Annotated in this window: 21 protein-coding genes; 10 read left to right on the top strand and 11 right to left on the bottom strand. The window is 70.3% G+C overall.

Features of this window, described 5'->3' with window-relative positions; all coding sequences use genetic code 11:
- Positions 1-179 precede the first annotated feature (179 nt).
- Positions 180-1,139 carry a metallophosphoesterase gene (locus CP975_RS19140; RefSeq protein ID WP_150477154.1) on the bottom strand — a complete coding sequence of 320 codons (960 nt, stop codon included), beginning with the start codon at positions 1,137-1,139 and terminating at the stop codon, positions 180-182.
- Positions 1,140-1,303: 164 nt separating this feature from the next.
- Here CP975_RS19140 and CP975_RS19145 point away from each other — a divergent pair, with 164 nt between their 5' ends.
- On the top strand, positions 1,304-1,768 hold the full coding sequence (locus CP975_RS19145; RefSeq protein ID WP_055536041.1) for a GatB/YqeY domain-containing protein: 465 nt from the start codon (positions 1,304-1,306) through the stop codon (positions 1,766-1,768).
- A 131-nt stretch (positions 1,769-1,899) separates the two neighbouring features.
- Here the strand turns inward: CP975_RS19145 and CP975_RS19150 are convergent, their stop codons facing one another.
- Positions 1,900-4,227, bottom strand: coding sequence for a transglycosylase domain-containing protein (locus CP975_RS19150; protein WP_055536040.1), 2,328 nt, complete (start codon positions 4,225-4,227; stop codon positions 1,900-1,902).
- A gap of 384 nt (positions 4,228-4,611) precedes the next feature.
- On the opposite strand from CP975_RS19150, the gene CP975_RS35080 reads away from it, so the two are divergent.
- On the top strand, positions 4,612-4,956 hold the full coding sequence (locus CP975_RS35080; protein WP_030782081.1) for a WhiB family transcriptional regulator: 345 nt from the start codon (positions 4,612-4,614) through the stop codon (positions 4,954-4,956).
- Between the two features lie 62 nt (positions 4,957-5,018).
- Here CP975_RS35080 and bagB read toward each other — a convergent pair whose 3' ends face one another.
- Together bagB and bagA are read right to left on the bottom strand one after the other, a co-directional pair.
- Positions 5,019-6,404 carry an ATPase BagB gene (bagB, locus tag CP975_RS19165; protein ID WP_055536039.1) on the bottom strand — a complete coding sequence of 462 codons (1,386 nt, stop codon included), beginning with the start codon at positions 6,402-6,404 and terminating at the stop codon, positions 5,019-5,021.
- Positions 6,401-7,381, bottom strand: coding sequence for an ATPase BagA (gene bagA / locus CP975_RS19170; RefSeq protein WP_055536038.1), 981 nt, complete (start codon positions 7,379-7,381; stop codon positions 6,401-6,403). The genes bagB and bagA overlap by 4 nt, the downstream gene beginning before the upstream one ends.
- A 104-nt stretch (positions 7,382-7,485) precedes the next feature.
- Between bagA and sp36 the strand changes: the two genes are divergently transcribed.
- The 4 genes from sp36 to CP975_RS19190 all read left to right on the top strand — a co-directional run bounded on the left by sp36 (position 7,486) and on the right by CP975_RS19190 (position 9,952).
- On the top strand, positions 7,486-7,647 hold the full coding sequence (gene sp36, locus CP975_RS19175; protein ID WP_003975360.1) for a Sp36 family protein: 162 nt from the start codon (positions 7,486-7,488) through the stop codon (positions 7,645-7,647).
- Positions 7,644-8,114 carry a RidA family protein gene (locus CP975_RS19180; protein ID WP_030782088.1) on the top strand — a complete coding sequence of 157 codons (471 nt, stop codon included), beginning with the start codon at positions 7,644-7,646 and terminating at the stop codon, positions 8,112-8,114. The genes sp36 and CP975_RS19180 overlap by 4 nt, the downstream gene beginning before the upstream one ends.
- Positions 8,115-8,166: 52 nt before the next feature.
- Positions 8,167-9,060, top strand: coding sequence for an NUDIX hydrolase (locus CP975_RS19185; RefSeq protein WP_055536037.1), 894 nt, complete (start codon positions 8,167-8,169; stop codon positions 9,058-9,060).
- Positions 9,061-9,121: 61 nt separating this feature from the next.
- On the top strand, positions 9,122-9,952 hold the full coding sequence (locus CP975_RS19190) for an MBL fold metallo-hydrolase (RefSeq protein ID WP_055536036.1): 831 nt from the start codon (positions 9,122-9,124) through the stop codon (positions 9,950-9,952).
- Between the two features lie 81 nt (positions 9,953-10,033).
- On the opposite strand, the gene CP975_RS19195 is transcribed toward CP975_RS19190, so the two are convergent.
- Complete coding sequence (locus tag CP975_RS19195; RefSeq protein ID WP_016642758.1) at positions 10,034-10,708, bottom strand: Crp/Fnr family transcriptional regulator; 675 nt, start codon at positions 10,706-10,708, stop codon at positions 10,034-10,036.
- A gap of 182 nt (positions 10,709-10,890) precedes the next feature.
- On the opposite strand from CP975_RS19195, the gene nth reads away from it, so the two are divergent.
- The 3 genes from nth to CP975_RS19210 all read left to right on the top strand — a co-directional run bounded on the left by nth (position 10,891) and on the right by CP975_RS19210 (position 14,132).
- On the top strand, positions 10,891-12,054 hold the full coding sequence (nth, locus tag CP975_RS19200) for an endonuclease III (protein WP_425474260.1): 1,164 nt from the start codon (positions 10,891-10,893) through the stop codon (positions 12,052-12,054).
- 64 nt (positions 12,055-12,118) lie between these two features.
- Positions 12,119-12,877, top strand: coding sequence for an NUDIX hydrolase (locus tag CP975_RS19205; protein WP_055536327.1), 759 nt, complete (start codon positions 12,119-12,121; stop codon positions 12,875-12,877).
- Positions 12,878-12,926: 49 nt separating this feature from the next.
- Complete coding sequence (locus CP975_RS19210; protein ID WP_055536328.1) at positions 12,927-14,132, top strand: MarP family serine protease; 1,206 nt, start codon at positions 12,927-12,929, stop codon at positions 14,130-14,132.
- 27 nt (positions 14,133-14,159) lie between these two features.
- Here the strand turns inward: CP975_RS19210 and CP975_RS35860 are convergent, their stop codons facing one another.
- From CP975_RS35860 to CP975_RS19240, 6 genes are all read right to left on the bottom strand, one after another.
- On the bottom strand, positions 14,160-14,348 hold the full coding sequence (locus tag CP975_RS35860; RefSeq protein ID WP_078594055.1) for a hypothetical protein: 189 nt from the start codon (positions 14,346-14,348) through the stop codon (positions 14,160-14,162).
- A gap of 131 nt (positions 14,349-14,479) precedes the next feature.
- A complete protein-coding gene (locus tag CP975_RS19220; protein ID WP_246201560.1) occupies positions 14,480-15,505 on the bottom strand; it encodes an alpha/beta fold hydrolase in 1,026 nt (341 codons plus the stop codon).
- Positions 15,502-15,999: a phage holin family protein gene (locus tag CP975_RS19225; RefSeq protein WP_055536329.1), complete on the bottom strand. Its 498-nt coding sequence runs from the start codon at positions 15,997-15,999 to the stop codon at positions 15,502-15,504. The genes CP975_RS19220 and CP975_RS19225 overlap by 4 nt, the downstream gene beginning before the upstream one ends.
- A 52-nt stretch (positions 16,000-16,051) precedes the next feature.
- Positions 16,052-17,452 (bottom strand): Na+/H+ antiporter NhaA, encoded by a 1,401-nt coding sequence (gene nhaA, locus CP975_RS19230; RefSeq protein ID WP_055536330.1) that lies wholly within the window; start codon positions 17,450-17,452, stop codon positions 16,052-16,054.
- A gap of 252 nt (positions 17,453-17,704) precedes the next feature.
- Positions 17,705-19,666 carry an acetate--CoA ligase gene (gene acs / locus CP975_RS19235; RefSeq protein WP_055535406.1) on the bottom strand — a complete coding sequence of 654 codons (1,962 nt, stop codon included), beginning with the start codon at positions 19,664-19,666 and terminating at the stop codon, positions 17,705-17,707.
- A gap of 162 nt (positions 19,667-19,828) precedes the next feature.
- Positions 19,829-22,192 carry a bifunctional SulP family inorganic anion transporter/carbonic anhydrase gene (locus CP975_RS19240; RefSeq protein WP_150477156.1) on the bottom strand — a complete coding sequence of 788 codons (2,364 nt, stop codon included), beginning with the start codon at positions 22,190-22,192 and terminating at the stop codon, positions 19,829-19,831.
- A 298-nt stretch (positions 22,193-22,490) separates the two neighbouring features.
- On the opposite strand from CP975_RS19240, the gene CP975_RS19245 reads away from it, so the two are divergent.
- Positions 22,491-23,774, top strand: a complete 1,284-nt coding sequence (locus tag CP975_RS19245) for a polysaccharide deacetylase family protein (protein WP_150477157.1) — start codon at positions 22,491-22,493, stop codon at positions 23,772-23,774.
- Positions 23,775-23,778: the final 4 nt, after the last annotated feature.

The following is a 23,778-nucleotide window of genomic DNA, read 5'->3' on the forward strand; positions in this document are numbered from 1 at the left end:
CACGGTAGGGGGCAGGGGGTCATATTGGCCTAAAGGGGGCGGGCTGTGCGGGGCCCCGGCTCATGACCGTCCCGGTTAACGACCCGGCCCCGGCTCATGACCGTCCCGCTCAACGACCCGGCCCCGGCTCATGACCGTCCCGCTCAACGACTTACCCCCGTTCAACGGCCTACCCCCGCTTAAGCCACCCGCCCTGACGTCCCCGGTACCCTCGCCGCCCCCGGCACCAACGTCAACAACGTCGCCTCCGGCGGACACGCGAACCGCATCGGCGTATAGCGGTTCGCGCCGCAGCCCGCCGAGACGTGCATGAACGCCGTCCGGCCCTCCGCCGTGTGCGTCGAGAGGCCCTTCACGCGGTCCGTGTCGAGGTCGCAGTTGGTGACCAAAGCCCCGTAGAAGGGGATGCAGACCTGTCCGCCATGGGTGTGGCCGGCGAGGATCAGCGGGTAGCCGTCGGCCGTGAAGGCGTCCAGGGAACGCAGGTACGGGGCATGCACGACGCCCATCGAGAAGTCGGGCCCGGCCTCCGGACCGCCCGCCACGCGCGCGTACCGGTCGCGCTTGATGTGCGGGTCGTCCAGGCCCGTGAGGCCGATCTCGTAGCCCTCGATCTTCAGGGAGCCGCGGGTGTTCGTGAGGTTTACCCAGCCCGCCTCGTCGAAGCCGTCGCGCAGGCCTTCCCAGGGGTTGTGGATGACGCCGACGGCGGGTGCGTTGCCGTTCAGGCCGTGCTTGCCCTGGACCTTCTCGACAAGGTAGCGCGCGGGGTTGCGCGGCTTCGGTCCGTAGTAGTCGTTCGAGCCGAAGACGTACGCCCCGGGGAACTCCATCAGCGGACCGAGGGCGTCCAGCGTCTCCGGGACGCCCTCGGGGTCGGACAGGTTGTCGCCCGTGTTGATCACGAAGTCGGGCCGCAGGCCCGCCAGCGAGCGCAGCCACCGCTGCTTCTTGCGCTGCCCGGACACCATGTGGATGTCGGAGACCTGGAGGACCCGCAGGGGACGCATCCCCGCCGGCAGCACGGGCACCGTGACCCGCCGCAGCCGGAAGGAACGGGCTTCGAAGCCCACCGAGTAGGCGAGACCGGCCGCGGCCGTCGCCGTGATGCCCAGGGGTACTGCGTATCGCGCGCGCATCTTCCCATCGTGTCAGACGCGGTCCGGCCCGGATCGGGAGGGCGCCGAGGCCAAAGCGGGCGGCCGACCGACCCGGCGAAGGGGAGGGGCCTCGGGGTCAACCTCCCCGCCTTCCGGGGTAAATCGGTGGGCAGGAAACCGGCCGCACCTGCCACAATCAACCCATGACCACGCTCAAGTCGAAGCTCCAGGAAGACCTCACCGCCGCGATCCGGGGGCGTGACGAGCTGCGCTCCTCGACGCTCCGGCTGACCCTCACCGCCATCACGAAGGAGGAGGTCGCGGGCACGGAGGCGCGCGAACTCTCCGACGACGACGTGCAGAAGGTGATCGCCCGCGAGGCGAAGAAGCGCCGTGAGGCCGCCGAGGCCTTCGGTCAGGCCGGGCGCACCGAGCAGGCGGAGAAGGAGAAGGCGGAGGGCGAGATCCTCGCCGAGTACCTCCCGAAGCAGCTCTCCGACGACGAGCTGCGGGAGATCGTCACCCAGGCCGTCGAGGAGGCCAGGGCCGCCGGCGCCGAGGGCCCGCGCGCCATGGGCCAGGTCATGAAGATCGTGAACCCCAAGGTCGCGGGTCTGGCCGAGGGCGGCCGCGTCGCCGCCACGGTCAAGAAGCTCCTCGCGGGCTGAGGCTCCTCGCGGGCTGAGGCCTCGCGAGCCGCAAGTACCCCCTTCGTACGACGATCAAGTACCCCCTTCGTACGACGATGAGGGCGCCCCCTGAAGCCAGGGGGCGCCCTCACGCGCGTGCCGAGACGGGACTACCGGCCCCAGCCCCCGCCGTTCCCGCCGCCGTTCCCGCCACCGTTGCCGTGGCCCCCGCCGTTGCCGAGGCCGCCCAGCATGTCCGGCGGGATGGAGATGTCCGGCCACGGGTTGCCACCGCCACCGTCACCGCCGCCACCCCCGGGGCCGCCCGGCTTGTCGTCATCGTGATGGCCGCCGCCGTCACTGCCGCCACCACCGTCGCTGTCGTCGTCCCCGCCGCCGTCGCTCCCGTCACCCTCGTCGCTCCGGTCGTGGCCCTTCCCTCCGCCGGGGAGGTGCACGGAGTTGAAGCCGGGCGCCGGCTTGCCCGCCAGGGCGCCGCTCATCGCGTCGCGCCAGATCGGACCCGGCACCTCGCCGCCGAAGACCTTGTCGTACGGGACGCCGCCGATGGTGATCTTGACCATCTGACGCTTGTGCTGCGGGTCGCCGACCCAGACCGCGCCCGACATGTTCGGGGTGTAGCCGACGAACCAGGCGGCGTACCGGAAGTCCGTCGTACCGGTCTTGCCCGCGCTCGGCCGGGAGCCGAGGCCCGCCTTCTGACCCGTACCGTCCTCGACCACGCCCTTCAGAAGGGTGTTGATCGTGTCCGCGGTCTTCTCCGACATCGCGCGCGAGCACGTCGACTTCGGCACCGGCAGTGACTTGCCCGCGAGCGTGGTGATCGAATCGATGGCGACCGGGGAGCAGTACGTGCCGCGCGAGGCGAACGTCGCGTACGCGCTCGCCATCGTCAGCGGCGACATCTCCTGCGTGCCGAGCGCGATCGACGGCGCCTGGGCCATCTCCTTGCCGTCGGCCCGCTCGACGCCCATCTTGGCGGCCAGCTTCGTCACCGGGCAGATGCCGACGTCGCCGATCAGCTGCACGTAGTAGGTGTTGACCGACTTCGCGGTCGCTTCCCGCATGCCGTACGGGCCGACCTCGGACTCGTTCTCGTTGGTCAGCTTCTCGTTGTTGGTGTTCACCCAGGTCTTGCCGTCACAGGCCGAGACGCGGTCCGGATACGGCATCTCGTACGGGGACGAATACTTCTGCCCGGCCGACTTGCCGCCCTCCAGGGCGGCCGCCGCGACGATCGGCTTGAACGTCGAACCGGGCTGGTAGCCCGCGCCGCCGCCCATGGAGTCGTCCACGGAGAGGTTGATCGTGGTCTCGTCCTTGCGGAAGCCGTACGGCCGCGACTGGCCCATGCCGAGGATCTTGCCCGTGCCCGGCTCGACGAGGGTGGCGGCGGTCGCCACGTCGTCCGTCTTGTTCACGTGGTCCTTGATCGACGCCTGCACCGAGTCCTGCGCCTGCGGGTCGAGCGTCGTACGGACCTTCAGGCCGCCGCGGTTCCAGACCTTGGCCCGCTCTTCCTTCGTCTTGCCGAAGACCGGGTCGTTGAGGAAGACCTCGCGTACGTAGTCACAGAAGAAGCCGGCGCCGCTGACCGCGGTGATGCAGCCGTTCTTCGGCCGGCTCACCTTCAGGCCGAGGTCCGTCTTCTTGGCCTCGTCCGCCTCCTGCTGCGAGATGTCGTGCGTGTCGGCCATGCGCTGGAGTACGACGTTGCGCCGCTGGGTGGCCTCCGTCGCGTCGTTGACCGGGTCGTACCGGCTCGGCGACTGCACGATGCCGGCGAGGAGGGCGGCCTCCTGGAGCTTCAGCTCCTTGGCGGGCTTGGAGAAGTAGCGCTGGGAGGCGGCCTCGATGCCGTAGGCCTGCTGACCGAAGTAGGTGATGTTCAGGTAGTTCTTGAGGATGCGCTTCTTGCCCAGCTTGTCCTCGACCTGAATCGCGTACTTCAGCTCGCGGATCTTGCGGCCGAGGGTCTGCTGCGTGGCCTCGGCGACCTTCGTCGGGTCGTCGCCCGCCTCCTCGACGAAGACGTTCTTCACGTACTGCTGCGTGAGCGTCGACGCGCCCTGCGAGACGCCGCCGCTCTGCGCGTTCTGGTTGAGCGCGCGCAGGATGCCCTTGAGGTCGACCGCGCCGTGCTCGTAGAAGCGGGCGTCCTCGATCGCGACGATCGCCTTCTGCATGTACGGCGAGATGTCCTTGAGCGGGACGACCGTGCGGTCACGCGAGTAGACCGTGGCGATCTGACCGCCCTTGTTGTCCAGGATGCTGGTGCGCTGGCTGAGCGGCGGCTGCTTCAGATTGGCGGGGATCTCGTCGAACCCCTCGACCGACCCCTTGGCCGCCAGACCCAGCGCGCCGGCCGCGGGCAGCGCGATCCCGGCCAGCACGGCACCCGCCAGTACGCTGACCCCTAGGAACTTCGCGGCCTGCTGAGCCGGTGACAGACCACCACCCGAGCGCTTCTTTCCCATGAGGGCAGCCTACGTTCTGATTCTCCGGACAGGCCTTAATGCCTTGGCCTAAGCTGCTCTCAACTGTCACAGCTGTGGGGTGCAGCAACAAACCCTCCGTCGCTCCCGAATCCGACGGATTCATGTCCGAATTAGCCTTATGTGGCGCCGGGCGTCCGTTGTGACTCAACTGAAACGTCCCGCTTTGCCGGGTTCCTCACGCATGTCGCCAGCTCACTCCGTCGGGTGATCTGCCGCTTACGCATAGTCCGTTCGGGCCATTCAAGATTGGGCCCGAAGGGGGTGTTGCGCTGTGCCCACCTTCCGTAACGTCCTCAACTGGCGGCGGTGAATATGCCGCTGCCGCCGTGGGGGAGCCTCGATTCGGGAGAGGACGGCGCCGGTATGGGCTGGGTAACCGACTGGAGTGCGCAGGCGGCCTGCCGCACTACCGATCCAGATGAACTGTTCGTTCAAGGAGCAGCGCAGAACAGGGCCAAGGCGGTGTGCACCGGATGCCCGGTGCGGACCGAGTGCCTGGCCGACGCGCTCGACAACCGCGTCGAGTTCGGCGTGTGGGGTGGCATGACGGAGCGTGAGCGCCGCGCACTGCTGCGCAGGCGTCCCACCGTCACCTCATGGCGCAGGCTCCTGGAGACCGCGCGTTCCGAGTACGAGCGCGGCGCGGGCCTGCTGCCCGTGGACTTGGAGGACGAGGAGACGTACGAGAGCTACGCGGCGGTGGGCTAGCCCCGCCACCGAAACGGTATGCGTAGAAGCGGTATGCGTAGGGGTACGCGGTCGGCGCGGCGTCAGCCTGCCAGCCGGTCCCCGATGGCCCGGAGCCCCGCGAGGTCGTGCACATCGCCCGGCAGCGCGGCAACTTCGGCCACGGCCACCTCCGGGTGGAGCGCGGTGAACCTGTCTCGCGTGCGCTGTTCACGCGCGAGCAGCTGCATGCGCTCGGCGTGCAGCCGCAGCAACCCCGCGGTCAGCCGCTCGACGGACGGGTCGGCATCAGCGGACAGGGCGGCTTCAGCGGACGGGTCTGCTTCAGCCGAGGGGCCGGCTTCGGCCGATGCGTCGGCATCAGGCAGTGTGTCGGCGGACGGGTCGGCCGTGGGCTCGGGAAGTTCTGAGGTCTCGGGGGGCGCGGGACTCGAAGTCGCGGGATTATCGGAGGAGTTACGACCTCCAACCTTCCCGCCCTCCTGATCCACAATGCCGCTCTCCTCAAGATTTTCCGCGGCGGACAGCGCCCGCTCGGCCGACAACTGAGCGGCGCCACTGCCGTGCACGCGGTTCAGCACCAGACCGGCCAGCGGCATGTCGTCGGCGGCCAGGCGCTCCACGAAGTACGCGGCCTCCCGCAGCGCGTCCCGCTCCGGTGACGCCACCACGAGGAACGCCGTGCCGGGCGCCTGCAACAGCCGGTACGTGGCATCCGCCCGCGTACGGAACCCGCCGAACATGGTGTCCATCGCCGCCACGAACGTCTGTACGTCACGCAGCAGCGGCCCGCCGAGCAGCTTGCCCAGCGCCCCCGTCATCATCGACATGCCGACGTTCAGGAACTTCATCCCGGCCCGGCCGCCCACCTTCGCCGGCGCCATAAGCAGCCGGATCAACTTCCCGTCCAGGAAGGAGCCGAGGCGCTTGGGGGCGTCCAGGAAGTCCAGCGCCGAGCGCGAGGGCGGCGTGTCTACGACGATCAGGTCCCACTCGTCGCGGGAGCGCAGCTGCCCCAGCTTCTCCATCGCCATGTACTCCTGCGTGCCCGCGAAGCCCGCCGAGAGCGACTGGTAGAAGGGGTTGCCGAGGATCGCGGCGGCCCGCTCCTTGTCCGCGTGCGCCTCGACGATCTCGTCGAACGTGCGCTTCATGTCGAGCATCATGGCGTGCAGCTCGCCGTCGCCCTCGACCTCCTTGACCCGCCGCGGGACGTTGTCGAGCCGGTCGATGCCCATGGACTGGGCGAGCCTGCGCGCCGGGTCGATGGTGAGGACGACGACCTTGCGGCCCCGCTCGGCCGCGCGCAGCCCGATGGCGGCCGCGGTGGTCGTCTTGCCGACGCCCCCGGAGCCGCAGCACACCACGATGCGGGTCCGCCGGTCGTCGATCAGGGCGTCGACGTCCAGCGCGCGGGACGCGTCCAGGGGCCGTGCCGAGTCCGAGGTCCGTGCCGGTTCCGGGGTCATGCGATCCCTTGCTTCCGCAGTGCCGTGGCGAGCTCGTAGAGGCCCGCGAGGTCCATCCCGCCCGCGAGCAGCGGGAGTTCGTGCAGGGGCTGGCCGAACTCCGCGAGCACGGACCGCTGGTCGCGCTCCAGGGCGTACCGCTCGGCGTACTCCGCGGCCTGCTCCAGGAGCGGGTCTACCAGCCGCTCGGCGCTGCCCCCGCGCCGGGCGCCGCCGAGGCCGGCGGCGGACAGCGACTTGGCGATGGCCGTACGGGGCGCCCGCTCCAGGCCCAGCTCCAGCTCGGCCTCGTCGAGCAGGGCGGAACGCACCATGTTCACGATGACGCGCCCCACGGGCAGCCGCGCGGCCCGCAGCTCGGCGATCCCGTCCGCGGTCTCCTGGACGGGCATCTCCTCCAGCAGGGTCACCAGATGCACGGACGTCTCGGGCGACTTGAGCACCCGCATCACGGCCTGCGCCTGATTGTGTATGGGCCCTATCTTCGCGAGGCCCGCCACCTCGTCGTTCACGTTCAAGAAGCGGGTGATGCGGCCGGTCGGCGGGGCGTCCATCACGACGCAGTCGTACGCGTACCGCCCGCTCTTGTCCTTCCTGCGCACCGCCTCGCAGGCCTTGCCGGTCAGCAGGACGTCCCGCAGGCCCGGCGCGATGGTGGTCGCGAAGTCGATGGCGCCGAGCTTCTTCAGGGCCCGGCCGGCTCCCCCCAGCTTGTAGAACATCTGGAGGTAGTCGAGCAGTGCCAGCTCGGGGTCGATGGCGAGGGCGTACACCTCCCCGCCCCCGGGAGCGACGGCGATCTTCCGCTCCTCATAAGGCAGCGCCTCCGTCTCGAAGAGCTGCGCGATGCCCTGCCTGCCCTCGACCTCGACGAGGAGGGTGCGTTTGCCCTCCGTCGCGAGGGCGAGCGCGAGGGCCGCGGCCACCGTGGTCTTGCCGGTACCGCCCTTGCCACTGACGACCTGGAGCCTGCTCACACCTTGAGCCTAACCAGTACGCGCCCGGCCTACGCAGGACCCCACCCTGAGCGTTCCCTGATGCCCACCCTGAGCATCCCCCGACACCGACTACAGTCGGCCATATGACCAAGTGGGAATACGCAACCGTGCCTCTGCTCGTCCATGCCACGAAGCAGATTCTGGACACCTGGGGCGAGGACGGCTGGGAGCTGGTCCAGGTCGTGCCCGGGCCCAACAACCCCGAGCAGCTGGTGGCCTACCTGAAGCGCGAGAAGCAGGCATGAGCGGGGCCGTCGAGGCGCGCCTGGCCGAGCTGGGCCTGACGCTGCCGGAGGTCGTGCCGCCGCTGGCCTCGTACCAGCCGGCCGTCCAGTCCGGTGTGTACGTCTACACCGCGGGCCAGCTCCCGATGGTGGAGGGCAAGCTCGCCGTGACCGGCAAGGTCGGCGCCGAGGTCACCCCGGAGGAGGCCAAGGACCTGGCCCGTACCTGCGCGCTGAACGGACTGGCCGCGGTGAAGTCGGTCGCCGGTGACCTCGACCGCATCGCGCGCGTCGTGAAGGTCGTCGGCTTCGTGGCCTCCGCCCAGGACTTCACGGGCCAGCCCGGCGTGATCAACGGCGCGAGCGAGCTGCTCGGCGAGGTGCTCGGCGACAAGGGCGTGCACGCGCGCAGCGCCGTGGGCGTGGCCGTGCTGCCGCTGGACGCGCCGGTCGAGGTCGAGTTCCAGGTGGAGCTGACGGCCCCGTAGGGCGTGACGGCCGTCTCTCGAACATCAGCTCACTTGGGGATAGCCTCCGCCCATGGCAAATGGGCAGTGGTATCCCCCGGAGTGGCCCGACCGCATCCGCGCCCTCGCGAGCGGTGAGCTGATTCCGGCGACCCCGCGCCGCGCCGCGACCGTCATGCTGCTCAGGGACGGGCGGGACGGGGCGGTGAACGGCGCGATCGGCGCGCCTGAAGTACACATGCTGCGCAGACGCGCCTCCATGGCTTTCGCCGGGGGCGCGTACGCGTATCCGGGCGGGGGCGTCGACCCGCGCGACGACGACCACCTGGTGCGCTGGGCGGGGCCCACGCGTGCGTGGTGGGCCGCCCGGCTGGGCGTCGATGACGAGGCCGCGGCCCAGGCGATCGTCTGCGCGGCGGTCCGTGAGACGTACGAGGAGGCGGGCGTGCTGCTCGCCGGGCCCACTCCGGAGACCGTCGTCGGTGACACCACGGGCGAGGACTGGGAGGCGGACCGCGAGGCACTGGTGGCCCGTGACCTGTCCTTCGCGGACTTCCTGGACCGCAGGGGTCTGATCCTGCGCAGTGACCTGCTCGGTGCCTGGGCCCGCTGGATCACCCCGGAGTTCGAGCCCAGGCGCTACGACACGTTCTTCTTCGTGGCCGCGCTTCCGGAGGGGCAGCGCACGCGCAACGCCTCCACGGAGGCGGACCGCACCGTCTGGATCCGCCCGTCGGACGCGGCTGCCCGCTACGACGCGGGCGAACTGCTGATGATGCCGCCGACGATCGCGACGCTGCGCGCCCTGAGCGGGTACGGCACGCCTTCGGAGGCGCTCGCCGGGGCTTCGGCGCAGGACATGACTCCGGTGCTGGCCGAGGCGCGGCTGGTGGACGACGAACTGGTGCTGTCCTGGCCCGGCCACGACGAGTTCACCAAACGGATCGCACCGGGCGGCGCGAGGTGACGCCGGGCCGCGCCCGCACGAACCCCCCGCACCCCCCGAACCCGACGGGAGTCACCTCCGCATGACAGAAGCCGCCGCCCTCCCGGGCCAGCCCCGGGGCGGAGTCCTCAGTGGTCCCGCCACCGACCGCGCGGTCAACGTCCTCGCGCCCAACCCCTCCGCCATGACGCTGGACGGCACCAACACCTGGATCGTCTCGGAGCCGGGCTCACCCCTCGCGGTGGTCATCGACCCCGGGCCGCTCGACGACGCCCATCTGAGCCACGTCGTCGAAACCGCCGAGAAGATGGGCAAGCGCGTCGCCCTGACCCTCCTGACCCACGGTCACCCCGACCACGCGGAGGGCGCCGGCCGCTTCGCCGAGCTGACACGGACTCACGTACGGGCCCTCGACCCCGCCCTGCGCCTCGGCGACGAGGGCCTCGCCCCCGGGGACGTGATCACCACGGGCGGCCTGGAGCTGCGCGTGGTGGCCACCCCCGGCCACACCGCGGACTCGCTCTGCTTCCATCTCCCCGCCGACCGGGCGGTCCTGACGGGCGACACGGTCCTCGGCCGCGGTACGACGGTCGTGGCGCACCCGGACGGCCGTCTGGGGGACTACCTCGACTCCCTGCGCCGCCTGCGGTCCCTGGCGGTCGACGACGGCGTACACACGGTCCTGCCGGGCCACGGGCCGGTGCTCGACGACGCCCAGGGAGCCGTCGAGTTCTACCTCGCGCACCGGGCCAACCGGCTGGCCCAGGTCGAGACGGCCGTGGAGAACGGCCACACCGAGGCCGCGGATGTCGTCGCGCACGTGTACGCGGACGTGGACCGCTCCCTGTGGCCCGCCGCGGAGCTGTCGGTCCGGGCCCAGCTGGAGTACTTGCGGGAACACGGCCTGATCTGACCGGGCCTCCTACGCCGATGGGCCCCGCCTCCTGAGAGGCGGGGCCCATCCACGTACGGACTCGGCGTCACGGACTCGGCGTCAGCGCGACCGCTTGGCGAGCCGCTCCACGTCCAGCAGGATCACCGCACGCGCCTCCAGGCGCAGCCAGCCACGCCCGGCGAAGTCGGCCAGCGCCTTGTTGACCGTCTCGCGGGAGGCGCCGACCAGCTGGGCCAGCTCCTCCTGCGTGAGGTCGTGCACGACGTGGATGCCCTCCTCGGACTGCACGCCGAAGCGGCGCGACAGATCGAGCAGCGCGCGGGCCACGCGGCCCGGCACGTCGGAGAAGACCAGGTCGGACATCTGGTCGTTGGTCTTGCGCAGGCGCCGGGCGACGGCGCGCAGCAGCGCGGCGGCCACCTCGGGCCGTGCGTTCAGCCACGGCTGGAGGTCGCCGTGGCCGAGGCCGAGCAGCTTCACTTCGGTGAGGGCGGAGGCCGTGGCCGTCCGCGGACCCGGGTCGAAGAGCGACAGCTCACCGATCAGCTCGCCGGGGCCGAGCACCGCGAGCATGTTCTCGCGGCCGTCGGGCGAGGTGCGGTGGAGCTTCACCTTGCCCTCGGTGACCACGTACAGGCGGTCTCCGGGGTCGCCCTCATGGAAAAGCGCATCCCCGCGCGCGAGCGTCACCTCACTCATGGAGGCGCGGAGCTCCGCGGCCTGCTCGTCATCGAGCGCCGCGAAGAGCGGGGCGCGCCGCAGAACGTCGTCCACGAGTTCTCTCCTTGTCGACCTGCATTAGGGGACCGTGTTCCCCAGTTTGCCGGACGGTCCAAACAGTGTGATCAGTCACAAGTCTGCCGCACCGGCGTGGCGTGCTGTGCGGGAGGGGGCCAATTGGGGGCCGATCCATGACGGCAAGGACGGATGTCAGTGTCGGCCTCTAGGCTGGCCGGGTGTCCAAAAAGCCGGTGAGAGCACAGGCCAAGGGGGCTGAGAAGGTGGCCGCACCCCGTGATTCCGCTGTGGGCGAACACGCGTCCGGGGAGTCGGGTAATGCGACAAATCAGACAGGCGGGGCGCGTGTGGCGTCCGCGTCGGCTGCCGAGCAGGCGCGTACTACGCCGTCCGCGGGGAAGACCGGCTCCGTAGCGAAGAAATCCGCTTCCGCTCCGAGGACCCCCGCTTCCCCCGAGCGGGCCCCCGCTTCCCCCGAGCGCCGTCCCGCGTCCACCACGAGGAACTCCGAGCCCGCCGTGCAACAGTCCGCCTCCACGCCCGCAAAGAAGTCCGGCCGGTCCGGCCCCGCGAAGAAGTCGGCGGCCCCTGCGATCAAGCCGCCCGTCATCTCCCCGCAGGAGTCCCGCACCGCCCTCGTCCGCCGTGCCCGGCGGATCAACCGCGAGCTGGCCGAGGTGTATTCGTACGCCCACCCCGAGCTGGACTTCGAGAACCCCTTCGAGCTTCTGGTCGCCACGGTCCTCTCCGCACAGACCACCGACCTGCGGGTGAACCAGACGACCCCGCGCCTGTTCGCCAAGTACCCCACCCCGGAGGACCTGGCCGCGGCCGTCCCCGAGGAGGTCGAGGAGCTGATCAGGCCCACCGGGTTCTTCCGCGCCAAGACGAAGTCGATCATGGGCTTGGCGAAGGTGCTGAGGGACGACTTCGGAGGCGAGGTGCCCGGCCGCCTCGACGACCTGGTCAAGCTGCCCGGGGTGGGCCGCAAGACCGCGTTCGTTGTGCTCGGCAATGCTTTCGGCGTCCCCGGGATCACTGTGGACACCCACTTCGGCCGCCTGGTCCGCCGCTGGAAGTGGACCGAGGAGACGGACCCGGAGAAGGTCGAGACGGCCGTCGCCTTGCTCTTCCCGAAGAGCGAGTGGACGATGCTCTCGCACCGCGTGATCTTCCACGGCCGCCGCATCTGCCACTCCCGCAAGCCCGCCTGCGGCGCCTGCCCCATCGCCCCGCTCTGTCCGGCGTACGGGGAGGGCGAGACCGACCCGGAGAAGGCGAAGAAGCTCCTGAAGTACGAGATGGGCGGCTTCCCGGGCCAGCGGCTCAAGCCCCCGGCGGACTACCCGGGAAAGCCCGCGCCGCCGCTGGCCGCGGGGTGACACCGCGCCAGGTGGAACGAACCCAGGGGCAAAGAGCGTTGTCCAGAGACGGACGGGGGTGCCGATGACACACGCGAACAACACGGCCGACAGGACCGACACGACTGGCGGGACAGACACGGCCGGCGGGACCGGTGGGGCCGGAAGGACCGACCCCGCGAGCCTCCTCAGCACCGACGGCCTTCCTTCTTGGCTGACCCCCGTCGCCCGCGCCGCCGAGACCATCGAGCCGCTCCAGTTGAGCCGCTTCCTGCCCCCGGAGAGCGGCGCCGGGCGGCAGTCCGCGGTGCTCGTTCTCTTCGGAGAGGGCGAGCGCGGCCCCGAGCTGCTCCTGATGGAGCGCGCCGGCTCCCTCCGCTCCCACGCGGGGCAGCCCTCCTTCCCCGGCGGTTCCCTCGACCCCGAGGACGGCGACCCGCGGACGGACGGCCCGTTGCGCGCCGCCCTGCGCGAGGCCGAGGAGGAGACGGGCCTCGACCCCCGGGGCGTCCAGCTCTTCGGCGTGCTGCCGCGCCTGTTCATCCCGGTGAGCGACTTCGTCGTGACGCCCGTGCTCGGCTGGTGGCGCGTCCCGAGCCCCGTCGGCGCCGTCGATCTGAACGAGACAGCGCGGGTCTTCACGGTCCCCGTGGCCGATCTCACGGACCCGGCGAACAGGGCGACAGCGGTCCACCCGCACGGCCACAAGGGCCCCGCGTTCCTCGTCGAGTCCGCTCTGGTCTGGGGTTTTACCGCCGGAGTGATCGATAGAATTTTGCACTTCGCGGGTTGGGAGCGCCCCTGGGACCGCGGCAGGCAGGTCCCGCTCGACTGGCGCGCATGACAAGGTTGCGGGGACGTGGCGACCGCGATGCGAGGCGAGGATTGAATCGGTGAACGTGCTGGACATCCTGTTGCTGCTCGCCGCGGTCTGGTTCGCGATCGTGGGCTACCGCCAGGGCTTCGTGGTCGGCATCCTCTCGGTGATCGGGTTTCTCGGCGGCGGGCTCGTCGCCGTCTATCTCCTGCCGGTCATCTGGGACGCCCTGACGGACGACGAAGCGGCCGCGGTGAGTACGACCGTGGCGGTGGTCGCCGTCGTCATCGTGATCGTCTGTGCCTCGATCGGCCAGGCCTTCACCACCCACCTGGGCAACAAGCTGCGCAGATACATCACGTGGCAGCCCGCCCGCGCCCTGGACGCGACGGGCGGCGCGCTGGTGAACGTGGTGGCGATGCTCCTCGTCGCCTGGCTGATCGGCTCCGCCCTCGCGGGGACGACGCTGCCGACGGTCGGCAAGGAAGTGCGCAACTCCAAGGTGCTTCTCGGCGTCTCGCGCGCCCTGCCGAACCAGGCCGACACGTGGTTCAACGACTTCTCCTCGGTCCTCGCGCAGAACGGCTTCCCGCAGGTCTTCAGCCCGTTCTCGAACGAGCCCATCACGGAGGTCCAGCCTCCCGACCCCAAGCTCGCCAGGAGCGAGGTCGCCACGACCGCCAAGCGCTCCATCGTGAAGGTCCGTGGCGAGGCCCGCAGCTGCGGCAAGGTCCTCGAAGGCACCGGCTTCGTATTCGCCGACCGCCGCGTGATGACGAACGCCCACGTGGTCGGCGGCGTGGACGACCCGACGGTCCAGATAGGCGATCAGAACCAGACGTACGACGCGAAGGTCGTCCTCTACGACTGGGAGCGGGACATCGCCGTACTGGACGTGCCCACGCTGAAGGCACCGCCGTTGAAGTTCACGTCGAAGGACGCGGCGAGCGGCGTCGGCGCCATCGTCGCGGGCTTCCCCGAGGACGGGCCGTACGACGTCCGCCCCGCGCGCGTGCGCGGCCGCATCACGGCCAAGGGCCCGGACATCTACCACCGCGGCACCGTGCACCGTGACGTCTACTCGCTCTACGCGACCGTGCGCCAGGGCAACTCCGGCGGCCCGCTGCTCACCCCCGACGGCAAGGTCTACGGCGTGGTCTTCGCCAAGTCCCTCGACGACCCGGACACCGGCTACGCACTGACGGTGGACGAGGTGCGCGAGGACATCGAGCGAGGCCGCACCGCCAACCAGGAGGTCGACAGCCAGGGCTGCGCGCTCTAGCGAGCGAGAGGAAGAGGGAGGGCTGGGTCAGTCGCGCGTATGCCGAAGCCGCGCGGAGACCCAGCGGGCCCTGCGGCGGAGAATGCGGGGGATGCCCATGCCTTGAGGGGGGCCGTGACGGCCCGGATCCTGCGGCCCGCCCCTCTCGCGGCTGTTCAGCGCTGCGGCCGAGCGGCGATTGCGTGCTACGTCACTGTAGTCGTGCGTCCAGCCCATACCCCGACGTTTGCCCGGGCCTCATGGTCGGTAACCGCGCCCAAGGGCCCCAATTGGCCTATGCGCCGGGCAATTGGCGTTCGTAGGACAACTGTTCCCCTGCCGTTGGCCGTGCCGTCGGCTGGGGGGGCTCAGCGGTCCGGCTCGGGGTCCTTCAGCCAGTTCACCAGCTCCGTGGAGAACGCCACCGGGTCCTCCTCGTGCGGGAAGTGCCCGAGGCCGTCGAACAGCCGCCAGCGGTAGGGCGCTTCGACGTACTCACCGGACCCCGCCGCGCTCCTCGTACGCATCACCGGATCCAGCGACCCGTGCAGATGCAGCGTCGGCACCCGCACCGGCCGCTTCATGCGGCGGTTGAACTGGATGCCGTCGGGCCGCGCCATCGAACGCACCATCCAGCGGTACGGCTCGATCGCGCAGTGCGCCGTCGAGGGGATGCACATCGCCCGCTGGTACGCCTCCACCGCCTCGTCCTCCGGCAGCCGGGGCCCGGACCAGTCCCGGACCAGACGCCCCACCAGGGCGCCTTCGTCGGCGACCAGTTGACGCTCGGGCAGCCACGGGCGCTGGAAGCCCCACACGTACGCCCCCGCGGCGGTCTGCTTCCTGTCGGACAGCATCGCCGAGCGCCAGCGCCGCGGATGCGGCATCGAGGAGACCGCGAGGCGGCGCACCAGCTTGGGCCGCATCACCGCCGCCGTCCACGCGAGATATCCGCCCAGGTCGTGCCCGACGAGCGCGGCGTCCGGCTCGCCGAGCGAGCGCACGACGCCGGTGATGTCGAGCGCGAGGTTCGCCGGGTCGTAACCGCGGGGGGTGCGGTCGCTGCCGCCCACGCCCCGCAGGTCCATCGCGACCGCCCGGAACCCCGCGTCGGCGAGCGCCACCAGCTGGTGCCGCCACGTCCACCAGAACTGCGGGAAGCCGTGCAGGAGCAGGACCAGCGGCCCGTCACCCATCTCGGCGATGTGGAAGCGCGCCCCGTTGGCGGCCACGTCCCGGTGGGTCCAGGGCCCCTCGATGCGTACGGCCGAGGCCGGTTGCGCCGAATGGGCGGTGGCACCCAGCGTGGGGCCGAGCTGCGCGGAGCTGTGGTGCTTGGGGCCGTGCTGCGCGGGGCCGGTGGGGGCCTGGTCCTGATGGGCGGGGTCGGTCATGAGGACGAGCGTGCCACAGTGGCCCCCGTCTCACCGACTCGGACGTCAAGGGCGGCGGCGGGGTTCACCGGGCGGGGATGCGGCTTGACGTTCCCCAGTACGGCGGCCGTCTCCTTGGCCGAAGCGGCGACCTTCTGCGGGCCCTTGCCCTTCTTGGCCTTCTTGGCGAAGACGACGCCGATCAGTGCCAGCAGACCGGCCACCAGCACATTGGCGGCGAAGGACAGCAGGAAGCAGACCGCGAGGTTCCAGCCGCTCCAGGTACGGATGCCGTACGCGAGCGCGAAGCTCAGCATGGGCAGCGAGAAGATGAGGACCGCTCCGGCCGCGGCGAACGCGCCACCGCCGATCGCACCGCGCTTGACGTCCTGGCGCAGCTGGGCCTTGGCCAGTGCGATCTCGTCGTGCACCAGCGCGGACATCTCACCGGTCGCCGAGGCGACCAGCTGGCCGAGGCTGCGCTCGGCGCCGACAGGACCGTCGGGTGAGCTCATCGCGTTCTCCCCTTTTTCTCTTCTGATCTCTTCTGAGATGTGTCTGCTCAGATCATGCCGGACCGTTGCCATCCTCGCGTTCCCCGCCCGACACTTCGGCAAGCCTGCGGTGTTCCGCGGCCTTCTTCTCGTAGATGGCGGCCATCCGGAGGTGGTACCCCGGGTCGTCCATCTCGTAGATGTCGGGGACACCGCTGAGGTCGTCGTCGCGCTCCTCGTCCTCCCACAGCTTGCGGTACTTGGCGTTGCGTACCTTCAGCAGGGTTCCGGCGAACACCGCCGCGATCAGCGAGCCGACCAGGACGGCGGCCTTGACCTCGTCGGTGAGCAGTGGGTCCTCGGTGAAGGCGAGTTCGCCGATGAGCAGCGAGACCGTGAAGCCGATGCCGGCCAGCGAGGCCACCGCGAAGACGTCGGGCCAGGCCAGATCGTCGTTCAGCTCGGCCTTGGTGAAGCGCGCGGCTAGCCAGGTGCCACCGAAGATGCCGACCGCCTTGCCGATGACGAGGCCGAGCACGACGCCGAGCGTCTCCGGCTTGGTGAATACGTCGCCGAGCGCGCCGCCCGAGATGGACACACCGGCGCTGAACAGGGCGAACAGTGGTACGGCCAGGCCCGCGGAGAGGGGGCGTACGAGGTGTTCGATGTGCTCGCCGGGGGAGTGCCGCTCGCTGTCGTCCTCCTTGTGGCAGCGCAGCATCAGGCCCATGGCGACGCCGGCGATGGTGGCGTGGACGCCGCTGTTGTACATCAGGCCCCAGATGGCCAGGGCCAGCGGGAGGTAGATGTACCAGCCGCGCACCCGCTTCTTGAGCAGCAGCCAGAAGACGGCGAGGCCGATGACGGCGCCGCCGAGCGCCGCGAAGTTCAGGTCGCTGGTGAAGAAGACCGCGATGATCAGGATCGCGAACAGGTCGTCGACGACGGCGAGGGTGAGCAGGAAGGCGCGCAGCGCGGACGGCAGCGAGGTGCCGATGACGGCGAGGACCGCGAGCGCGAAGGCGATGTCGGTGGCGGTGGGCACGGCCCAGCCGTCCGTCGAACCTCCGCCGACGAGGTTGGTGAGGAGGTAGACGAGCGCCGGTACGGCCATGCCGCAGAGCGCCGCGACGACGGGCAGCGCGGCGGCCTTGGGGTCGCGCAGATCGCCCGCGACCAGTTCGCGCTTGAGTTCGATGCCCGCCACGAAGAAGAAGACGGCGAGCAACCCGTCCGCCGCCCAGTGCTGGAGGGAGAGGTCGAGCCCGAGCGACCCGGGCCCGAGGTGGAAGCCGCGCACCGACTCGTACGAGCCGCCGGCCGTGTTCGCCCAGATCAGCGCGGTGACGGCGGCGATCAGCAGCAGGACTCCGCCGACCGTCTCGGCGCGCAGGGCCTCGGCGACGAAATTCCGCTCGGGTAGCGAGAGGCGGCCGAGGACCTTGCGGCGGGGGTGGGGGGCGGGCGCGGTCACGGGTTGACCTCCGGTCGGTAGGCAGGGCTGAGCACATGCCGACCAGACTTCCCGGCGCACCTAGGTACTTCTCTTCGCTTCTCGGTCGTGTCGCTTCTCGTTCGCATGACTCTTGTCGCGACGTTGACGCGATTCTTAGCCTACCTAACGTGCGCGCGGGCGCATCCGGCAATCTTCACTTTAGGCATGAAGAGGGCACCCGGCGCGGTGCCGGATGCCCTCCTCACGTACGAGCGGTCCGCCGCGGCGGTCTCAGTCCTCGCTCGGCGCGGCCGGGAGCCGCGACTGGATCAGCTCCATCACGGAGGAGTCCGTGAGGGTGGTGACGTCACCCAGCTCGCGGTTCTCCGCGACGTCGCGCAGCAGGCGCCGCATGATCTTGCCGGACCGCGTCTTCGGCAGCTCGGCCACCGGAAGGACCCGCTTCGGCTTGGCGATCGGCCCGAGCGTGCTGCCCACGTGGTTGCGCAGGTCGGCCACCAGGCCCTCGTCCTCGACGTTCGCCGTGCCCCGCAGGATCACGAAGGCGACGATGGCCTGCCCGGTCGTCTCGTCCGCCGCGCCCACGACCGCCGCCTCGGCGACCGACGGGTGCGAGACGAGCGCGGACTCGACCTCGGTGGTGGAGATGTTGTGCCCGGACACGAGCATCACGTCGTCCACGCGGCCGAGGAGCCAGATGTCGCCGTCCTCGTCCTTCTTGGCGCCGTCACCGGCGAAGTAGCGGTCCTGGAAGCGCGACCAGTACGTGTCGATGAACCGCTGGTCGTCGCCCCAGATGGTGCGCAGCATCGACGGCCACGGCTCGGTCAGGACGAGGTAACCCCCGCCGCCGTTCGGCACTTCGTTCGCCTCGTCGTCCACGACGGTGGCGGCGATGCCCGGCAGCGCGCGCTGGGCACTGCCCGGCTTGGTCTCGGTCACGCCCGGCAGCGGCGCGATCATCATGGCGCCGGTCTCGGTCTGCCACCAGGTGTCCACGATGGGGCACTTGTCGGCGCCGATGTTCTTGCGGTACCACATCCAGGCCTCGGGGTTGATCGGCTCGCCGACCGAACCGAGGACGCGCAGGCTGCTGAGGTCGTACTTCGCGGGGATGTCGTCGCCCCACTTCATGAACGTACGAATCGCCGTCGGCGCGGTGTACAGGATCGTCACCCCGTACTTCTGGACGATCTCCCAGAAGCGGCCCTGGTGGGGAGTGTCGGGGGTGCCCTCGTACATCACCTGCGTCGCGCCGTTCGCCAGCGGGCCGTACGTGATGTACGAGTGGCCGGTGACCCAGCCGATGTCGGCCGTGCACCAGTAGACGTCGGTCTCCGGCTTGAGGTCGAAGACGGCGTGGTGGGTGTAGGCCGTCTGCGTGAGGTAGCCGCCGGAGGTGTGCAGGATGCCCTTCGGCTTACCCGTGGTGCCCGAGGTGTAGAGGATGAAGAGCGGGTGTTCGGCGTCGAAGGCCTCGGGCGTGTGCTCGGTGGACTGCTTCCGTGTGATCTCGTGCCACCACACGTCACGGCCCTCGGTCCACGCCACGTCCTGCTTGGTGCGCTGGACGACGAGGACGTGCCGGACGCTGTCGACCCGGCTCACGGCCTCGTCCACGGCGGGCTTGAGCGCGGAGGGCTTGCCCCTGCGGTAGCCGCCGTCGGAGGTGATGACGACCTTGGCGTCGGCGTCCTTGATGCGGGCCGCGATGGCGTCCGCGGAGAACCCGCCGAAGACCACCGAGTGCGCGGCGCCGATGCGGGCGCAGGCCAGCATCGCGACGACCGCCTCGGGGATCATCGGCAGATAGACGGCGACCCGGTCGCCCTTCTGGACGCCCAGCTCGGTCAGCGCGTGCGCCGCGCGGCTGACCTCGTCCTTGAGCTCGGCGTAGGTGATGGCCCGGCTGTCGCCGGGCTCACCCTCGAAGTGGATCGCGACGCGCTCGCCGTGTCCTGCCTCTACGTGGCGGTCGACGCAGTTGTACGCGACGTTGAGCTTGCCGTCGGCGAACCACTTGGCGAACGGCGGGTTCGACCAGTCGAGCGTCTCGGTAGGTTCCGTGGCCCAGGTCAGTCGGCGGGCCTGCTCGGCCCAGAAGCCGAGCCGGTCAGCCTTGGCCTGTTCGTACGCCTCCGCGGTGACGTTGGCGGCGGCCGCCAGCTCCACCGGCGGCGCGAAGCGACGCTCCTCCTTCAGGAGGTTGGAGAGGGAAGGATTCTCGGTCACTGTCCCATCTCCTCCCCCAAGAGGTTGGCCAGGCTTTCGTTGCTCACGACATCTCCCTTGCGCTGCTTTGCCGGGGGCGACCGTTGTGTCCGAAGCCACAGCTCATCAGACCCGCCCCGCGGTGACAAGGGCCTGCCGAAAATTGGTTTAGACCTTTACTCGTCAGGCGCTGGCCCTTCGCGTCTCGGCCCGGCCGCCCTCGACCAGCGCTGTGGGCGCGACCTGGGCGAAGACCTCGTCGGGAAGGTGCTCCGCGTCGCTGTTCTCCGTCAGCAGATACGCCTGCGCCTCTCCGACATGGAAGTACATACCGTGCAGTTCGAGATCGCCCTCGGCAAGGCGGCGCGCCACGGCCTCGTGCGCCTTCAAGTGCTCCAACTGCTGGACCACGTTGGTGAGGCAGAGCTGCTCGACCGCGTCGGCGGGCGCCCGCCCGGAGAGCCGCGCCCACGCCCTGTCCTGCGCGCCCACCCGCTCCAGGCTCGGCAGGCCGTGCCGCAGCCACCGCCGCAGCGGCGTCTGGGCGCCCCCGGGCGGGGTGTTGAGCAGTGCCTGCATCGCACCGCACCCGGAGTGCCCGCACACGGTGATGGACCGCACCTTGAGCACGTCGACCGCGTACTCGATCGCGGCTCCCACCGAGTCGTCCCCGCTCTCGGCGCCCGGCAGCGGCACCAGATTGCCCACGTTGCGCACGACGAAGAGGTCGCCGGGGCCGCTGGACGTGATCATCGATGTGACGACCCGGGAGTCCGCGCAGGTGAGGAAGAGCTGCGCGGGCTGCTGGCCCTCGCGCGCGAGCCTGGCCAGCTCGCCCCGCACATGCGGCGCCGTGTCCCGCTGGAACGCGCTGATACCGCTTGCCAGTTGATACCCGCTGGGCCTGGGCCGGCCCGCCTCCTGCTCCTCCTGCGGCCGGTCGCAGTGGTGATTGCGCCAGGGTGTCCACGGCCGGCAGCAGGAATGCGAGGCGCTGGCGGGCTCGGCGATGCGAGTGCCGTCCCGTCCGGTGATCTCGACACCGCCGCCGTGGGCGGTGTGCTCGTCCTGCCAGCACTGAAGGGATTCGTAGGCCGCGTGGTCCATGAAAGAGCCGTCCAATTCCACGACAGCGTCCGCGCCAGGGGGCACGAGATGCAGGGTTCTGCTGAGCCGCGGCACCGCGAGGAACGTCAACTGCCCGCGAGCGCGCACATGGTGAACGCCGTCCCGCACTTCGTGGGTGATCCGGGTACGGGCGAGGCGATGCAGCGCCACCGCCACGGCGACGGCGACGCCGAGCGCGACACCCTGGAGGACGCCGATGAAGGCAACGCCGACGGTGGTCACGGCGTAGACGAGGATCTCGCGGTGACGGGTGATCGTACGGATGTGGTAGAGGCTGACCATCTGGATGCCGACGGCCATGACGAGGGCGGCGAGGGCCGCGAGGGGGATCAGCTCCAGGACGGGGACCAGGAGCAGCGCGGCCACTACTACCCAAACGCCGTGCAGCATCGTGGAGTTCCGGCTGACGGCGCCCGCGCGCACATTGGCCGTGCTGCGCACGGCGACACCGGCGACGGGCAGGCCGCCGAGCGCTCCGGAGACGATATTGGCGCTGCCCTGGCCGAGCAGCTCGCGGTTGAGGTCGGAGCGGCGCACGTCCCTGTGCGGCTCGGGCTGCTTGGAGACGAGCTTGTCGACGGCCACGGCGCCGAGCAGCGACTGCACACTGCACACCAGCGTGATCGTGAGCACGGCGGCGACGAGCCCGAGCGCGGGGCCCTCGGGGAGCCCCACCAGCGCGTGACTGCGCCAGGACGGCAGCTCGACCTGGTCGACCCGGAAGCCGGCGGCGGAGGCCACGCCCGTCGCGAGGGCCACCGAGACCAGGGCGGCGGGCACGACGCGGGCGATGCGGCCCGCGCGCCCGGGGATCCGTGGCCAGAGCAGCAGCACGGCGAGGGTGAGCAGGCTGATCGACAGCGCGGCCGGATGCAGGTCGGCCAACTGGGCGGGCAGCGCACGGAGGTTGTCGACCACGGCGCTCTGCGGTGTGCCGCCGAGGACGATGTGCAACTGGGCGACGGCGATGGAGACGCCGATACCGGCCAGCATGCCGTGCACCACGGCGGGGCTTACGGCGAGCGCGGTGCGGGCCACGCGCAGGCAGCCGAGGCCCAGTTGAGCCAGGCCCGCGAGGACGGTGATGGCGCAGGTGGTCCGCCAGCCGAACCGCTGGATGAGGTCGGCGGTAACGACGGTGAGCCCGGCGGCGGGCCCGCTGACCTGGAGCGGTGAGCCACCGAGCCGACCGGCGACGATGCCGCCGACGGCGGCGGCGACAAGGCCCGCCTGGAGCGGCGCTCCGGTGGCGAGGGCGATGCCGAGGGACAGCGGCAGCGCGATCAGGAAGACGGCGATCGACGCGGAGATGTCGGCCCCCGCGACGCGGAACCGCTTGCCGGGCGGCCGGGTGGGGGGCGTGTCGGCGCCCGGGGTGGGGGCCGGATCAGTGGTGCGAGTGGGGACGCAGGCAGACATTTTTCCCGTCTCCTCCGGGGCAGCGCGGTCGCGGGACAAGGGGTCCTCCGGAGGGGCTCCGGAGGTCGGGTCGCGGCCGTGGGTCACGGCGTGCAGCGGCGGGATATCTCAACTCTCGGTAAACGAACAGTAATGCAGAGTAAAGGCTTTGGGTGGACTAAAGGGGCAAATGGGGTAATCAATCACCCGGATGAATGAATAAAAACTTTTGTCGGCTTGTCAGATCGGGACATTCCGACATCCGTGCGAAGTTGCTGACCGTTCTGTCCCGACTTGCACGGAAAGAGGTGGGCGGAAGATGGCCGCCACCCGTAGGATCACCGCGAGCCTCACCGCCCTCGTGGCCTGCGCGACAGCGCTGGCCGGCTGCGCGGGAAGCGACACCGGCGCGGACGCCGGCACCAAGGAAGGCGCCCACGGCGCGAAGAAGGCGGCCGGAGCCGCGGCGCCCAAGAGCCCGGTGCGCCTGATCGGGGACGGCTCCACCGCGTACACCGGAAAACAGCCGAACCTGCCGAGACCGGCCCGGCTGAAGCCCGGCCAGAAGCCACCGCAGTTCGTGGTCTTCTCCTGGGACGGCGCGGGCGAGGACGGCCAGAAGCTGTTCTCCCACTTCCGCAAGGTGGCCAAGCGGAACAACGCCACGATGACGTACTTCCTCAGCGGCGTGTACATGCTCCCCGAGGACAAGCGCGCTCTCTACGACCCGCCGCAGCACATGGCCGGCAGCTCCGACATCGGCTTCAACGACCGCAAGGGCATCAAGAACACCGTGGAGCAGCTCCGCGGCGCCTGGCTCGAGGGAAATGAGATCGGCACCCACTTCAACGGTCACTTCTGCGGTGCCGGCCGCGGGGTCGGCGAGTGGTCGGTCAAGGACTGGAAGAGCGAGATCAAGCAGGCCAAGTCCTTCGTGAAGGCCTGGAAGACGAACACGGGGATGAAGAAGGCGCAGCCCCTGCCCTTCGACTACGACAAGGAACTGATCGGCGCCCGCACGCCCTGCCTGGAGGGGCAGAAGAACTTCATGCGGGCGGCCCGGGAGCTGGGCTTCCGCTACGACACCAGCGGGGTCAACAACCAGCTGTGGCCCAAGAAGAAGCACGGCCTCTGGGACCTGTCGATGCAGCTCGTCCCGGTGCCCGGCCGTGGCTTCGAGACGCTCACCATGGACTACAACTTCATGGTCAATCAGTCCGGTTCGACGTCCAACGGCGACCCGTCCAAGCACGAGTACTGGGGCGACCAGATGCGCGACGGGCTGCTCCGGGGCTTCGCCCGCGCCTACAAGGGCAACCGCGCGCCGCTGATCATCGGCAACCACTTCGAGTCGTGGAACGGCGGCACGTACATGCGGGCCATCGAGGAGACCATCGACTCGGTCTGCACCAAGCGCGGGGTGCGCTGCGTCTCCTTCCGGCAGCTCGCCGACTGGCTCGACGCGCAGGACCCGAAGGTGCTGGCGAAGCTGACCAAGCTGCCCGTCGGCAAGGCGCCGAAGGAGGGCTGGGCGTCGTTCCTCTCCGCCCAGCCCGCACCGGCCCCCAAGGGCGTCCCGGGAGCTCCGGCGGTCAAGCCGTAACCCC

Source organism: Streptomyces alboniger (assembly GCF_008704395.1).
GTDB lineage: Bacteria > Actinomycetota > Actinomycetes > Streptomycetales > Streptomycetaceae > Streptomyces > Streptomyces alboniger.

Coding starts and splice junctions, on each gene's coding strand:
- CP975_RS19140 (WP_150477154.1), bottom strand. CDS start 1,139: ATGCGCGCGCGATACGCAGTACCCCTGGGCATCACGGCGACGGCCGCG.
- CP975_RS19145 (WP_055536041.1), top strand. CDS start 1,304: ATGACCACGCTCAAGTCGAAGCTCCAGGAAGACCTCACCGCCGCGATC.
- CP975_RS19150 (WP_055536040.1), bottom strand. CDS start 4,227: ATGGGAAAGAAGCGCTCGGGTGGTGGTCTGTCACCGGCTCAGCAGGCC.
- CP975_RS35080 (WP_030782081.1), top strand. CDS start 4,612: ATGGGCTGGGTAACCGACTGGAGTGCGCAGGCGGCCTGCCGCACTACC.
- bagB (WP_055536039.1), bottom strand. CDS start 6,404: ATGACCCCGGAACCGGCACGGACCTCGGACTCGGCACGGCCCCTGGAC.
- sp36 (WP_003975360.1), top strand. CDS start 7,486: ATGACCAAGTGGGAATACGCAACCGTGCCTCTGCTCGTCCATGCCACG.
- CP975_RS19180 (WP_030782088.1), top strand. CDS start 7,644: ATGAGCGGGGCCGTCGAGGCGCGCCTGGCCGAGCTGGGCCTGACGCTG.
- CP975_RS19185 (WP_055536037.1), top strand. CDS start 8,167: ATGGCAAATGGGCAGTGGTATCCCCCGGAGTGGCCCGACCGCATCCGC.
- CP975_RS19190 (WP_055536036.1), top strand. CDS start 9,122: ATGACAGAAGCCGCCGCCCTCCCGGGCCAGCCCCGGGGCGGAGTCCTC.
- CP975_RS19205 (WP_055536327.1), top strand. CDS start 12,119: ATGACACACGCGAACAACACGGCCGACAGGACCGACACGACTGGCGGG.
- CP975_RS35860 (WP_078594055.1), bottom strand. CDS start 14,348: ATGGGCTGGACGCACGACTACAGTGACGTAGCACGCAATCGCCGCTCG.
- CP975_RS19220 (WP_246201560.1), bottom strand. CDS start 15,505: ATGACCGACCCCGCCCATCAGGACCAGGCCCCCACCGGCCCCGCGCAG.
- CP975_RS19225 (WP_055536329.1), bottom strand. CDS start 15,999: ATGAGCTCACCCGACGGTCCTGTCGGCGCCGAGCGCAGCCTCGGCCAG.
- CP975_RS19240 (WP_150477156.1), bottom strand. CDS start 22,192: ATGTCTGCCTGCGTCCCCACTCGCACCACTGATCCGGCCCCCACCCCG.
- CP975_RS19245 (WP_150477157.1), top strand. CDS start 22,491: ATGGCCGCCACCCGTAGGATCACCGCGAGCCTCACCGCCCTCGTGGCC.